Below are 14,210 nucleotides of genomic sequence, written 5' to 3'. Positions count from 1 at the left end.
ATAAATTAATCAATCGATTGATTAATTTATCAATGTAAAAAACGTTAATTTTAATATCATGAGCACATACCTTGTACCTGTAGATTTTTCTAAAACAGCAGATCATGCTGCCAAATATGCTGCCAGGTTGAGTTTTGCAATGGAAAATGCGAAAATCATCCTGCTTAATGCTTATTACGTTTCTGAATACGAGAGCATTCTTCCTACGCCCGATATGATCATTACTACCGATGAACATATCGCCGACGAAATTACGATAAGGCTCGAAGCACTCGAAAAACTGAAATCAAAAATGCTGGAGATTAATCCTAAGGCCGAAATAGAGGTTTTTTTAACAAGGGAAACCTTATTAAGATCAATCATCGATTGGGTAAATAGGGAAGAGATCGAACTCATTATTATCGGAAGTAACGGTAAAAAAGCGAAAGATGAAAGCGATATTGGTTCTAATGCGATTAAAATTTCTAAATCAAGTCCGGTTCCGGTTTTGGTTGTTCCGCCTAAGGCAGATTATCAATCGATCCGTAAAGCCATTTTAGCCTGCGATTTTAAAAAGGTTAAGGAAGTAATCCCGATGCACGCCTTAAAAAATATCCTGAGCAAACATGCCCTCGAACTTTTGGTGCTCAACATCAATTCCGGTCATACGATCGATTCGCAGGAAGAACATTTTTTACACGAAATGCTTAAAGACTTTTCGCCGGCATATCATTATGCTGATCATCCCGATACTATTAAAGGAATCGTAAAATTTGCCAAAAGCGAAGAAGCTCAGTTAATTATCGCACTTCCAAAGAAGTATAGTTTTTTTGAAAGTTTGCTGCACGAAAGTGTATCTCAAAGGTTAACTATTAAATCCCATGTGCCGGTATTGTTGTTGAAAGATTGATACATACTTATTTTGCAACAGCTTAGTTACATAGCGTCTTTAAACTTTCATTTTCTTTTACACTCCAATAAATTCAATTTGGACCAAAAACAACAAAAGAACAACATGAAAAAATTAATGATGATTTGCGGATTAATGCTAGGTATAGCTGGTTTCGCTAACGCGCAACAGGGTGGCGGACAAGGCAGAATGATGATGAAACCTGAAGAAAGGGTAAAATTGCTTGACGAAAAATTAAAGTTATCTGATGATCAGAAAACAAAGTTAACTACTGTTTTTACCGAGCAGGCTGAAACCATGAAAAAAATGCGTGAAGAAATGCAAGGTGGCGGGGATAGAGATGCGATGAGAGAGAAAATGCAAAAAATGCGTGCTGATAATGACGCAAAAGTTACTGCGGTATTAACTGACGATCAGAAAAAGCTTACGAAGCCTGGCAAAAGGAGCAACGGGCTGAAATGGAAAAACGTAGACAAGGTGGTGGAAACAACTAATCTTATTAAATATCAAATAATAAAAGCGGCTTTATGCCGCTTTTATTATTTTAGCAAAAAATTAAATATGCCTGTAAATTCTCCTCCTATCATTTTAGCCTCTAAATCGCCTCGAAGACAAGAACTTTTAACGCTTATGGGCTTAGATTTTAAAGTTGAACTAAAAGATGTTGATGAAAGTTATCCTTCGGATTTAAATCCAGCAGAAATTGCCATTTACATTTCGGAACAGAAGGCCAGGGCTTTTACTGCTGATGGCGAAATAGTGATTACAGCGGATACTATTGTTGCCTTAAACGGGGAGATTTTAGGTAAACCAGAAGATAGGGCACATGCACAAGAAATGTTGAAAAAACTCTCGGGCAGTAAACATGAGGTTTTTACAGGTGTAACCCTTGTTAAGGGAGATCAAATGCATTCATTTTATGATCGTACTGTTGTCTACTGTAGGGCTGTTACAGCAGATGAAATTGATTTCTATATCGATAATTACAAACCATTCGATAAGGCCGGTAGTTACGGCGTGCAAGATTGGTGGGGTATTGTGGTAGTAGAACGCATCGAAGGCTCTTATACAAACGTAATGGGCTTGCCAACAGAAAAGCTCCATAACGAGCTGTTAAAATTTATTTAATTTATGGGATGATGTATGGAAAATAAGGCCATATCTCATCATCTGTTTCAAATGCTTAACCTAAAACGTAGTCATTATGAAACAAATCTTTATTTTTCTTTTTTCGGTTTTTTCGGTCAGCTGCTCCGCCCAAAACGAATTTAGCCCCAAAAACAATGAACTGATCTATTCAGATCATACTATAAAACAGTTAAAATTTATTGTCGACTCCTTAAATCTTAAGTTTAAAACCTGCGATCTCGATAAAGTTTACAGAGCTAAGGCGCAGGTAAAAGGCAATTACATTTTTCTTTCCGGTACCAGGGCAAAGGAGGCCAAAAACGATATTGAAAAAAACATCTCATTTGATGATTTTATCAGAAAATATCCTGCAGCTACGGTTAATAAAGATCTGCTGATCGTAAAATTTAAATATAAAGACTACAATAATGCTGACGTTTTAGCCTTTAATAGCGTAGAGTTAAACAATAAATACAATTATAATATTACGTTCCGGGATAATTTTGCCAATTACGAGAAGCCATCCAAATATTCGTGGGTTTTAAACCATCAATCTGCTACACAATACAATGAAGCATCTATCAGCGCATTCTTTTTTACCGGTAATTTTAAAGAAAATGTATTGCCATTAAACTATGCCAAACTGCTTCAGTACTCAGAGTGCATGATCGATACAGCTACACAGATATTTTATCAAAAAGCAGTAAAAACTGGTGTAAGATTTTCTATTGATAATAATAAAAAAATAGAGGAAGTAGAAAATTATATCGCTCAAAAAACATTAAGACCAACCTATGATAGAAGTGAAAATGATGAGGTTTTTTATAAGAAAATGAGTGAATGGAGAACAATTAGAGGAATAAAAATTGATAGTTTGTATAAAAAGGACTCATACTTTATTTCATTATTTAAAGAAGCAGTGAAAGAAGTAATAGAAAAAGGTGGAGGAAACGATGATTTTGAAGAGCTTGTAGGATTATATTATACAAAGAAAACAGCCCTTGAATTAAAACGCAACAGAATCGTAGTCGGCGGGTGCAGTATGGATGATAGTCCTAGGATACATGCAATGAATATTGCGAAATTATCAGCCGAAACTGCAAACTGGGAAGTTTTTCTACGCGCCCATCTTGATATCATGAACGATAGATTCGATCGGATGAGTGACGGTAGTTATGCGCAATCTGGAAGGAAAACTTACATCAAAGAATTAGAAGTTTTAGATATAAACGTTTTGGAGTTATTATTAGGAATCAGTTTAAGGGCAGAAAATACAAGTAACAATCATTATTACGGTAATATTGGCCGTTTAGGCAGGGCATTAGCTGAAACAAAGGATAGGACTTTGATTGAAGAAAAAATGTTGAGCATGGTGGTTGATCCTAAATTGGATGATTATAACCGGATTTTAATTTACTATTTGTTTTTAAATTATAATTACAATTTAAATGACAAACATATTCAAGCTTTAAACGACAAAAAGTTAAATCTGGCAGTTAAAACATTACCAAATTATCTTGCAAATAAATTGGCCGCAGGAGAAAAAAGTAAATAAATACCTTTTATCCTTATGGATTTTATGATTTCCTGTCATCATGCTAAAAATAACTACAATGAAAACGAGAATTAACGAAGTTACTATAACAGAACCCTGTACACAAAACTGGGATGAAATGGAAAAAGGTGCAGGTTTTAGTTTCTGTACAGCCTGTAGTAAAAATGTAATCGATTTTTCGGGTTACACCAATGCCGAAATCATCAATGTATTGGCAAATGCAGGTTCTTCTGTATGCGGTCGCATGAGTCAAAGCCAATTAAACCAGCTCAATTATCATTTGGCTATTGTTCCAACAAACAATAGAAACTGGATGAAGTACCTTGGTGTGCTGGCTATAGGCATGAGCATTTTTGTGATGGATGCCAGGGCAGAAAATTTAAAAGAACCTGTTGAAATAACCAGAAGCATAAATAACAAAACGGATAATAAAAAGCCAGTTGTACCCAAAAAAGTATATGGTTATGTTGTCGGGGCCGATAATAAGCCACTTGCTGGGATAAGGTTATCGATTCTCGATACCAAATATGCCACTTTGACTGATAAAAACGGTCGCTATGAAATTCTTTTGGATAATAAGTTTGATTTCAGTAAAAACCAGCTGATGGTTGAAAGCATCCGTTATTCAGCCTTTTTAACACTCGATTTTTCTAAAGAAAAACAAAATAACCTCAAGCTCAAAAAAGCTGAACCCATGATTATGGGTAGAGTACTAATTGCGCCAAAAAGGAAATAGTCCTAAATTAATATACGCTAAACTCTCGGTGATCCATCTGCTCATGATGGATCATTTTTTATATCAGACTGGCCAATACACCCATTTTCAAATCGTAAGTGGAAAGCGTTAAGCGATTTATTTTACATCTGCCTAAAACATAGTTCGCAATTAAAACCGCAATTACAATCATATCAACCCTTAATGGGATTATTCCAGGCATTGCTGATCTCTCTTGGTGGGTAGAATTCAATAATTTACCTGCAATTTCGATATAGTATTCAAAGTTAAATTCGAAAGTTTTGATGGTAGTTATATCTGTTTTCAGGTTGTTTTTTCTGATCGTGAGCTCTGCAAAGGTTTCAAATGCACCAGCCGATCCGATCAGCACCTTAGGCTGGTATTTTTCGCAGATTTCGAATAGGTCGGACAATTGATCTTGAATATGAAATAAAATGGCATTTTTGTCACCATCATTTATGGGGTCTGATTTAAAAAACTGCTGCATTAAACGTGCTGCACCGATGTTATAACTTCTTTTCCAGATTAGTTTTTCAGTATCGCAAAGAATAAATTCTACGCTACCGCCGCCAATATCCATAATCAGCGAAAGACCAGTTATGGCTCCACTGAGTTTTACACCCTGGTAAATTAATTCAGCTTCTTCATCACCGCTAATCGTTTCAATGCTTATTCCAGTTCTTTCCTTCACCACATCAATGAAATCTTTCCCGTTTTCTGAACTCCTAATGGCAGATGTCGCCGTAGCCCTGATTTTATCAACCTGGTAATCAGCAATAATTTCACTAAAATCTTTAAGACAATTTATCCCTCTTTCAAATGCTGCCGGAATAATAATGTTATCGTTAATTCTTCCTTCACCCAATTTAACGGGAACATTGGTTTTGTAGAGAATTTCCAATTCTTTACCTGCTTTTTCAGCAATAAGTAAGTGGAAAGTATTTGTTCCAAGATCGATAATGGCAACGCGCATATTTTTATTTTATATTTTTTTGGAAAGCAGAAGCGGTATTTCTTCGGGGTTGCAGTCCTGCTATCCGTTAAATTTCGTTAATGTTGGTGCTAAATTAAAGCTAGTTCACCGAAATATCATTGTTATCAGGTTTATTTTTTCAGGTCTGTAGTACTTCGGCAAAAATGCAAGATGCTTAGGGTTTTTCCATAAATAGTAGTGCCAGCTACTGTTAATAAACAGGATAGTAGCAGCAGCCTCAGATTTTTTCAATCTGAGCTATAGCGTATAGCCCGACTAACATTAACAAACACCACTGCAACTGCTTTTCAAAAGGCCGAAATATTTGGTGTTACTTTCTTTTTTGGAAAGCAGAAGCAGTATTTCTTCGGGAGCTGTAGTCCTGCTATCCATTAAATTTCGTTAATGTTGGTGATAAATTAAAGTTAGTTCAGCGAAATATCATTGCTATCAGGTTTATTTTTTCACGTTAGTAGCTTTTGGCAAAATAGCGAACGGCCAGGAAAATCCCCATGGTGTCTGATGTTACCATCTGACATTTTGTTAAGATGCTCCGAGCAGTCAGATGGTAACATCTTACTGCACCAATATGGTTCTGCTATCCAAAATAGTAGTACCAGCCACTGTTAATAAACGGGATAGCAGCGGCAGCCTCAGATTTTTTTAATCAGAGCTACAGCGTATAGCCCAACTAATATTAAAATATACCACTGTCATTGATTTTCCAATCCTATTTCACTAAACCCTGCAATTGTTTCGCATTATGTAATGCCCCAATGCCCCAGGTATTATTAAAATAAACAAAAACTTCATTAACACCGTCTTTAATCTGATTTTTGAAGTCTGTAATTGTATTTATGTCATATTCGGATTTATACAATACAGGCTTCCCGTGAAAACGGTAATAAACAGGTGCTGTATTTTGAATTACATTATCGGGTAGGGCAGATGGATAGCTTTGTCCGCTGAAAGTGATATTGTTTTTGCCTAATTTTTTGTAAATTTCTTCGTCAAACCAACTGATGTGTCGAAACTCTACCACGTTTTTTAAATCTGGTCTTAAATTTTCGATCAATAGATTTAACCGCTCAGTATTATAATCGAATTTCGGTGGAAACTGAAAAAGTACACAACCCAATTTCTCCTTTAGTCCGGTTTGAATAGCCACGTAAAAATCGTTGATAAGTTGTTCGCATTCATTCAACTGTCTATAATGTGTAATCAGTCGCGGTGCCTTAATCGTAAATAAAAAATCATCCGGACTTTCATTGTACCATTTATCGAACGATTTTTGAGTTGGCATTTTATAGAAAGTAGAATTGATCTCTATTGTATTAAAATGTTCGCAATAATACCTGAACCAATCTTTTTGTGCCAAACCTTTTGGGTAGAAAACCTCTTTCCATTCGCGGTAATAGAAGCCTGAACAACCAATTCTCCATTTCATCTATAGAAAACAGGATATAAATAGAAAGGTTTATTATCAGTTATAAATGGCGGCGAAAATAATCAATGAGATTCCAATGTAACCTGATATTTTTAAATAAATGTTTCCTTTTTTATTTAGAAAGCCTAATACCACCATAGTTAATAAATAAAGCATTGAGCCTATTAAAAATCTGGTAAATAGCGAATGATGATTCTTTAATAACGTTTCATTTTTTGCGGGCGAAAATAAAATCTCCATTAAGATTGGTGAAATCCATCCAATTAAATACAATGCAAATATTACCGATACAATGGGATTTTTTCTGAAAGCAGTACTGAGTTCGTCCATATTTTATAATTAATGCTTATTTTATCGATATGGTAACCCGAAAAATTAGCAATTTATGCCCAGATGCCCGTGATGTCCAATGTTACCATCTAATAATGCGAAAAATCAAATATTTATTTTACTTATCTGGTTTTTATAGTCAGATGGTAACATCTGACTTCACAAAATAATTTATGCTTAGTTGACCTCAGGTGACTTAGGTGGTCAATATTTTATGCAAATGCAAGAATTTAAGGTTACAAATGAATACCCATAGTGTCAGATGTTACCATCTGATACGGCGAAAAATTAATTATCAAAATTTACTGGTATGGTTGTAATAGTCAGATGGTAACATCTGGCTTCATAAAACCGGATCAGCCTGACGATTTGCTGTAAAACAAAAAAACCGATGCTTGCGACATCGGTTTTCCAATTGATATTTAATTAATTACTCAAAGTATTCTTTCATCCTTTCGAAGAAACTCTTATCATTTTTACCCGGTTGAGGCTTAAAGTTCGGCGATTCACGTAATTTCTCCAAAGCATTACGTTCGTCGCTACTTAAAGCTTTTGGTGTCCAGATGTTGATGTGGATAATCTCATCGCCTCTGTGATAAGAATTCACTTCAGGCAAACCTTTACCTTTTAAACGCAATAATTTTCCACTTTGGGTACCTGGTTCAATTTTTATTTTTGCTTTACCATCAATTGTTGGTACTTCGATGCTCATCCCTAAAGCAGCATCAACAAAGCTTAAATGTAAATCGTAAACAATGTTATTGCCTTCACGTTTTAGCGTTTCGTGAGGTGTTTCTTCAATTAAAATAATTAAATCGCCAGGGATGCCGCCATTAGGTGCTGCATTTCCTTTTCCACTCATGCTTAATTGCATGCCTTCACTTACACCTGCGGGGATATTGATGGTAATGGTTTCTTCACCACGTACAACACCGTCTCCATGACAAACTGTACATTTTGAGGTAATTTGCTGACCGCTACCGTTACAGGTAGGACAGGTTGATGCCGTTTGCATCTGACCCAAAATAGTATTGGTTACTCTACGCACCTGGCCGCTACCACCGCAGGTGCCACAGGTACTTACCGATGATTTATCTTTTGCACCAGAGCCATCGCAGGTTTTACAAACAATTAATTTATTAACCTTGATTTTCTTTTCTGCACCATGTGCAATTTCTTCCAATGTTAATTTAACCTTTATACGTAGGTTAGTGCCTTTGGCTACACGCCTGCCTCCACGTTGCTGGCCGCCACCGCCACCACCAAAAAAACTTTCGAAAGGATTTTGACCTCCAAATACATCTCCGAAATTGCTGAAAATATCGTCCATGTTCATTCCGCCACCGCCATAACCGCCGCCACTCGCGCCTCCAACACCCGCATGACCGTATTGATCATAACGTTGTTTTTTATCGGCACTGCTTAAAACTTCGTAAGCTTCGGCAGCTTCCTTAAATTTATCTTCAGCTGCTTTATCTCCCGGGTTTTTATCCGGATGATATTTAATCGCCATCTTGCGATAAGCTTTCTTTATCTCATCAGCAGTTGCGCCCCTGGTTACGCCTAATACGTCGTAATAATCTCTTTTACTCATCTTTCTTTATAAAATGATCGAATGATTGCGCGATGGAATGAAAGAATATCAATTCAATCATTCAAAATTCAATCATTCAATAATTATTTCTTACGCTCCAACTACAACTTTAGCAAAGCGGATTACATTATCATTTAAGGTATAACCTTTTTCCACCTCATCGATCACTTTCCCTTTAAGGTCATCACTAGGAGCAGGGATATTGGTAATTGCTTCGTGGAAATCGGTATTGAAAGGTTGGCTAATGCTTTCTACATCTTTCAACCCTTTTTGTGCTAAGGTATTTTTCAGTTTTGTGCTTACCAATAATATACCTTCTTTAACCGGAGCTACCTCAGTAGCAGTTTCCATTGCTTTTAATGCGCGGTCAAAATCATCTAAAACAGGTAAAAGTGAAACAATTACATCTTTACCTGCAGTTTGCAATAGTTCTACACGTTCTTTTTGCGTACGACGTTTATAATTATCGAACTCAGCGTATAAACGTAAATATTTGTCGTTAAGTTGTTGAACCTCTGCTTGCAATTTTTCTTCTGCAGATAATTCAGGTGCCTGCTCAGTTTCAGCAGCAGGAGCATCAGTATTCTCTACATTCTCAGCAGTATTTTCTGATGTGTTTTCAGGATTCATTATATTTTCTTCTTTATCGTTATTTTTTCTTCTTATTAAACATAATACTGGGCTGAATTTTTTTGTGTTAATCTCAACTATTTTGCCATAAACAGAAATCAGCCAAGCTGTCAGATTTATTTGTATTTATCTGAACAGATTGGCTGATTAGCTGACGGATGTCAGAATTTTTTATACGATTTGTGCATCTTCATGTACCACCCCGCTTTCACATTTGATAATGCGGGAAGGGAAAGTACGGATGATGTGGTAATCATGCGTAGCCATTAAAACGGCAGTTCCGGCCTGGCTGATTTGCTTTAACAGGGTTACAATTTCTTCAGATGTTTCCGGGTCTAAATTTCCGGTAGGCTCATCAGCAAGAATAATTTCCGGGTCATTTAACAAAGCTCTTGCAATAACAATACGTTGCTGCTCACCACCAGAAATTTCGTGTGGCATTTTTTTAATTTTAGACCGCAAACCAACTTTATCTAAAACATCTTTAATGCGTTCGTTAATTAGTTTTTCATCTTTCCAACCTGTTGCTTTGAGTACAAATTCGAGGTTTTTTTCAATAGTTCTATCGGTAAGCAGTTGGAAATCCTGAAAAACAACGCCTAACTTACGGCGTAAAAATGGCACCTGGCTTTCTTTCAGGTTTTTAAGGTCGAAACCAGCAATATTACCTTCGCCATTGCCAATATGTAAGTCGCCATATAATATTTTAAGCAAGCTACTCTTACCTGAACCTGTTTGACCGATCAGGAACACAAATTCGTCTTTTTCGATGTGTAAATTTACGTTTGAGAGGACTAGATGTTTTTGTTGAAAAACATCAACATTGCTTAAATGAATTACTGAGTTGCCTGCCATATTATATTTCCAATTTTGCAATCTGCCCGAAAGGCAAACCTTTAACCATTTCCATAATGTAATCCTGCTTGTCACCAAGTCCGAGTTTTTCCAGCGATTTGTCAGGTCTATCCACCCTAAAGTAAGCCAAGAGCGTAAACTTATCATCTCTTAACTGTACGTAATCCGGAATTTTGGCTATGCCTTTAACTTTAACGATATACATTGTGTCCAAAAGTAGCTATTTAAGCTGAAACACCAAAGGAGAAAGCTGAAAGACTAAAGTTGAGAAATTCTAATTTAGGTGGTTTAAGAACTCAACTGTATTCACGTTATCGGCATAATCCCAAAGTTTTGGATGCTGGCTTTGGCCAAAATCAAAAGTGTTAACGTTTAACGGCGATTTGGTGATGATACACTGAATTTTCTCTGCATTTTCCCTTAGTTTATCTTCTACTTCTTGTAGGTTATCATACTCTTCATAAAAAAGTACAGCTAAGGGAGAAGTTAAGCTTTCATCTTCTTTTAATAACAAAAAGCCATTGTCGAAGTGTTTAGCGGCATTAACCAGATAGATAGATTTATTATAATCGTAGTTGTTATTGTATTTAAAATGGTTGATAATGGGCTGGAAACTTTCAATCCCTTCGTAAAAATTTGCAATGTCGTAATCTTTAGGGAAATAGATTTTAGATACATTTCTACAGCCCAATCCAAAATAATCAAATATATCGGCACCTAAATGCTGTATATCTTCAAAACTTTCGGTACCATTTAAAACTGCTACACTATTTCTGTTTTTCCTGATAATATTGGGTACTTTACTGAAATAGAAATCAAAATAACGGGATGAATTGTTGCTCCCTGTGGCAATAACCGCTTCAAAATCTTTCAAACGCTCTACATATTCAATTCTGGCCTCAAATGCAGGCTCTATTTTAATCAATTCGGCAAGCACAGCTTTAATCAATTTTTCATCAGCTGAAGAAAGTTTGATTAATGCAATATTTCCGGTAGCCAATACACATAAAACATCATGTAAACCCACCATCGGAATGTTGCCTGCCAGGATCAGTCCCACCTTTTTAGGCGATTGGCTAAAGCCTATTGATTTAAACCAAATGGTTAAATCTGCCTCGTTTAACATCTCAGCAAAAGATAAAACAGATTTTTTTACGTTTTCTAAGGTGAACCATGCATTGGCATTTTCGGCGTTATAAATTGTATTTCCTAGTATGTCAGTAGGGTTTGTAAGCAATATGCCTAGTTTGTTAAAGGCGCTAATTACTTTTTCTTGAGTTAATGCTGACATATTTAGAATTATTATTAAGTGATTATATATTATATTTGCAAGCGCAAAGGTAAACTAAGCAAAAGAATTAGACGAAAACATGGCGATTAAAATAACAGATGAGTGTATAAATTGTGGGGCTTGCGAACCGGAATGTCCAAATAACGCAATTTACGATGCCGGTACTGCATGGCGTTTTTCTGATGGTACAAACTTAAATGGTATCATTGATTTTGGTAATCAACAAATTGAAGCAGATGCTGCTCAGGAAGCAGTTTCGGATGAAGTATATTACATTGTGTCCGATAAGTGTACAGAATGTAAAGGCTTTCATGACGAGCCTCAGTGTGCGGCAGTTTGCCCGGTTGATTGTTGTGTAGATGACGAAGATATCCGCGAAACGGAAGAAGAATTATTGGCTAAGAAAGCCTGGTTACACCAGGAAGGATAAGCTTCAAAAAAAATATTATAAGGAAAGTCTCGCTTAAAGTGAGACTTTTTTGTTTAAAAAGGATTTCAGCTGACAGTTTTCAATTACCAATTAACCAGTTTTCAAACACAAATAAATCTATATCTCATCCTAAGTTTCGTCATTTCGACTGTAGCTCAGCGGAATGGAGAAATCTATCCGGGCACATCTCTCCGATGCGGTCTAAATGACAATACTTCGAGACAATATTGAACCAATGAACTAATCTATTTCAAATTTATTAGGGATAATCAAAACAGGGCAAGCAGATTTTCTCGCTACATGCTCAGCAACGCTTCCCATTAAAAAGTGGTACAAGCCTGTACGACCATAAGTGCCAATTACAATTAAATCAGATCCCCATTCGTCTGATTGTTGGATAATGCCGTGCGCTGCGGTATCTACTATGCTTAAATAAGTTGTTGTAATGCCCTTACCATATTTTGTTTCCATTTCTTTCAATAGAATATGGCTGTTTTCTTCGCTGTTATCATAAGTTTCTAAAAACACTGGTGCAAGCGTTAAATCGGGATTTACATTAGCTGGAACGGGCTCGATAATGTTGACTAACGCTACTTCTGAGCCAAATTTTTCAGCCATGTCGTAACCGGCTTTTGCTGCTTTTTCTGAGCAGGTACTGTTATCAACGGCAATTAATATTTTTTTAAAATTCATGGCGAGCATATTTAAAAGGTGATCATTGTAAAAATAACAAATTTCAAGGTAAAATGTTAGGCAATGGATGTATTTTATTAGTTTTACAATAGTTTAACGGGCAAGTTTAAATGGAAAATCAATACGGTATTTGTAGGGTTGCTGTAGCGCCTTTAAGAGCAGATGCATCAGATAAAGCAGAAATTGTTTCGCATCTTTTATTCGGCGATCATGTAGAAATTATTCAAAAGGAAGAGCGTTGGTGGCTGATCCAGAATGGTTACGATGGTTATAAAGGCTGGATGGATTTCAGGCAGTTAGCATCAATCAGTCGGGATCAATTTATAGAAATGCATGATTGTAAATTATTGGCTCCATTAAGTTTCAATAATGTATTAACTGCAACTGATGGTAGTTCTTATCATTTAAGTCCGGCAAGTAATCTTCCTTTTTTAAAAGATGGATATTGTTATGTCGGAGAAGAAAAATTTAAGCTGAATTTCGAAGCATACGATAATCGTGCTGTAAATTTTACCGATCGGGTTACCGAAACAGCTAAATTTTTTCAGAATATCCCATATCTATGGGGTGGCAGACATTTATTTGGTCTGGATTGCTCAGGTTTTACGCAAACCGTATTTAAAATGTTGGGCATTAAATTAAACCGCGATGCCTCGCAACAAGCAGAGCAGGGCGAACTGGTAGGCTTTTTGGCGGAGTGTAAGGCAGGTGATGTAGCTTTTTTTGATAATGATGAAGGCAGAATCACTCACGTTGGTATCATGCTGAGCTCAAATGAAATTATCCATTCCTCAGCAAAGGTAAAAATTGATCCGATTGATGATCAGGGGATTTTTAGTAAAGAATTGGGGAAATATTCGCATAAATTGAGAATTATTAAACGTTTTGTGGAATAGTAGCCAAAAATGTATCCTATATAAAAGATACATTTTTTATGCCATCTAAATTTAAAATCCAGATTGCCAAACCTTGCCATGAAGAATGGGAGAGCATGCAACCCAATGTAAATGGTAAATTTTGCGGTTCCTGCCAAAAAGCTGTAACAGACTTTACTCACTTCACAGATGAAGCGCTGAAACACTGGTTTAATGAAAATCAGGAGAGTAGCTGTGGGAGATTTAAACCAGAGCAGCTTGACCGTTTAATCAATGTGAAAGAGAGCTATACATTCAGTAGATTTAAACCAAGCTTAATTACAGCATCTTTAATAGCTTTTTTGAGCTTTCCGAAATTGGCTAATGCAAATATTTCATTATCATATCCAACCTTTCAGACGGACAATAAAAAATCTTTAAAAGAAGTTATTTTAGAAAGATCTTGTGAAGATGGATTTGTTACGGTACAAGGAAAAGTTATAGATGGAGATAATAAACTCCCAATTATAGGTGCAGCTATAATGATTAAAGGCTCGAAAATTAGAACAGTTACAGATCGAAATGGAAAATTCGAGTTTAGGCTGAACAGAAAGGAATTTAAGAATAATATTTTTCTGGATCTAAGATATATTGGATATGAAATTAAACATGTAAAGGTAAAGCTAGAGAAAGATAAAGTGGTTTTTATAAAAATGAAGATGGATAGTTATGTTTTAGGAGGGTTGGCCATTATTAAGCAACCTACATTTTTAGAGCGAATAAGTCAATTGCTAAATGGCTAGGT

16 protein-coding genes are annotated in these 14,210 nt (G+C 36.0%); 7 read left to right on the top strand and 9 right to left on the bottom strand.

Annotation, left to right across the window (positions count from 1 at the left end; all coding sequences use genetic code 11):
* Positions 1-58: 58 nt before the first annotated feature.
* From ACQ86H_RS20480 to ACQ86H_RS20465, 4 genes are all read left to right on the top strand, one after another.
* Positions 59-889, top strand: coding sequence for a universal stress protein (locus ACQ86H_RS20480; protein ID WP_138822436.1), 831 nt, complete (start codon positions 59-61; stop codon positions 887-889).
* A gap of 105 nt (positions 890-994) precedes the next feature.
* Entirely contained in the window at positions 995-2,017 is a 1,023-nt protein-coding gene (locus ACQ86H_RS20475) for a Maf family nucleotide pyrophosphatase (RefSeq protein WP_431292327.1), read from the top strand.
* 76 nt (positions 2,018-2,093) lie between these two features.
* Positions 2,094-3,572 carry a hypothetical protein gene (locus tag ACQ86H_RS20470; RefSeq protein WP_138822440.1) on the top strand — a complete coding sequence of 493 codons (1,479 nt, stop codon included), beginning with the start codon at positions 2,094-2,096 and terminating at the stop codon, positions 3,570-3,572.
* Between the two features lie 58 nt (positions 3,573-3,630).
* A complete protein-coding gene (locus ACQ86H_RS20465; protein ID WP_138822442.1) occupies positions 3,631-4,308 on the top strand; it encodes a carboxypeptidase-like regulatory domain-containing protein in 678 nt (225 codons plus the stop codon).
* A 58-nt stretch (positions 4,309-4,366) separates the two neighbouring features.
* Here the strand turns inward: ACQ86H_RS20465 and ACQ86H_RS20460 are convergent, their stop codons facing one another.
* The 8 genes from ACQ86H_RS20460 to ACQ86H_RS20425 all read right to left on the bottom strand — a co-directional run bounded on the left by ACQ86H_RS20460 (position 4,367) and on the right by ACQ86H_RS20425 (position 11,428).
* Entirely contained in the window at positions 4,367-5,281 is a 915-nt protein-coding gene (locus ACQ86H_RS20460) for an exopolyphosphatase (RefSeq protein WP_431292326.1), read from the bottom strand.
* 730 nt (positions 5,282-6,011) lie between these two features.
* Entirely contained in the window at positions 6,012-6,728 is a 717-nt protein-coding gene (locus ACQ86H_RS20455) for a DUF72 domain-containing protein (protein WP_138822446.1), read from the bottom strand.
* Between the two features lie 36 nt (positions 6,729-6,764).
* Positions 6,765-7,058, bottom strand: coding sequence for a hypothetical protein (locus ACQ86H_RS20450; protein WP_431292325.1), 294 nt, complete (start codon positions 7,056-7,058; stop codon positions 6,765-6,767).
* Between the two features lie 430 nt (positions 7,059-7,488).
* A complete protein-coding gene (dnaJ, locus tag ACQ86H_RS20445; protein WP_138822450.1) occupies positions 7,489-8,652 on the bottom strand; it encodes a molecular chaperone DnaJ in 1,164 nt (387 codons plus the stop codon).
* 90 nt (positions 8,653-8,742) lie between these two features.
* Positions 8,743-9,282 carry a nucleotide exchange factor GrpE gene (locus ACQ86H_RS20440; RefSeq protein ID WP_431292324.1) on the bottom strand — a complete coding sequence of 180 codons (540 nt, stop codon included), beginning with the start codon at positions 9,280-9,282 and terminating at the stop codon, positions 8,743-8,745.
* A gap of 171 nt (positions 9,283-9,453) precedes the next feature.
* Positions 9,454-10,137, bottom strand: a complete 684-nt coding sequence (locus ACQ86H_RS20435) for a cell division ATP-binding protein FtsE (RefSeq protein WP_025143130.1) — start codon at positions 10,135-10,137, stop codon at positions 9,454-9,456.
* A 1-nt stretch (position 10,138) separates the two neighbouring features.
* On the bottom strand, positions 10,139-10,342 hold the full coding sequence (locus ACQ86H_RS20430) for a hypothetical protein (RefSeq protein ID WP_025143129.1): 204 nt from the start codon (positions 10,340-10,342) through the stop codon (positions 10,139-10,141).
* A 69-nt stretch (positions 10,343-10,411) separates the two neighbouring features.
* Positions 10,412-11,428, bottom strand: a complete 1,017-nt coding sequence (locus ACQ86H_RS20425) for an acyl-CoA reductase (protein WP_138822454.1) — start codon at positions 11,426-11,428, stop codon at positions 10,412-10,414.
* A gap of 79 nt (positions 11,429-11,507) precedes the next feature.
* Between ACQ86H_RS20425 and ACQ86H_RS20420 the strand changes: the two genes are divergently transcribed.
* Entirely contained in the window at positions 11,508-11,858 is a 351-nt protein-coding gene (locus tag ACQ86H_RS20420; protein ID WP_025143125.1) for a 4Fe-4S dicluster domain-containing protein, read from the top strand.
* Between the two features lie 240 nt (positions 11,859-12,098).
* On the opposite strand, the gene ACQ86H_RS20415 is transcribed toward ACQ86H_RS20420, so the two are convergent.
* On the bottom strand, positions 12,099-12,551 hold the full coding sequence (locus ACQ86H_RS20415) for a universal stress protein (protein WP_138822458.1): 453 nt from the start codon (positions 12,549-12,551) through the stop codon (positions 12,099-12,101).
* 110 nt (positions 12,552-12,661) lie between these two features.
* Here ACQ86H_RS20415 and ACQ86H_RS20410 point away from each other — a divergent pair, with 110 nt between their 5' ends.
* Together ACQ86H_RS20410 and ACQ86H_RS20405 are read left to right on the top strand one after the other, a co-directional pair.
* A complete protein-coding gene (locus tag ACQ86H_RS20410; protein ID WP_431292323.1) occupies positions 12,662-13,447 on the top strand; it encodes an NlpC/P60 family protein in 786 nt (261 codons plus the stop codon).
* 38 nt (positions 13,448-13,485) lie between these two features.
* Positions 13,486-14,208, top strand: a complete 723-nt coding sequence (locus tag ACQ86H_RS20405; RefSeq protein ID WP_431292322.1) for a carboxypeptidase-like regulatory domain-containing protein — start codon at positions 13,486-13,488, stop codon at positions 14,206-14,208.
* Positions 14,209-14,210: the final 2 nt, after the last annotated feature.

The organism is Pedobacter sp. P26, from assembly GCF_050632135.1.
In the GTDB taxonomy this organism is placed as follows: domain Bacteria; phylum Bacteroidota; class Bacteroidia; order Sphingobacteriales; family Sphingobacteriaceae; genus Pedobacter.
The sequence above is the reverse complement of the archived record's forward strand: the minus strand, read 5'-3'. Positions and strand labels throughout refer to the sequence as shown.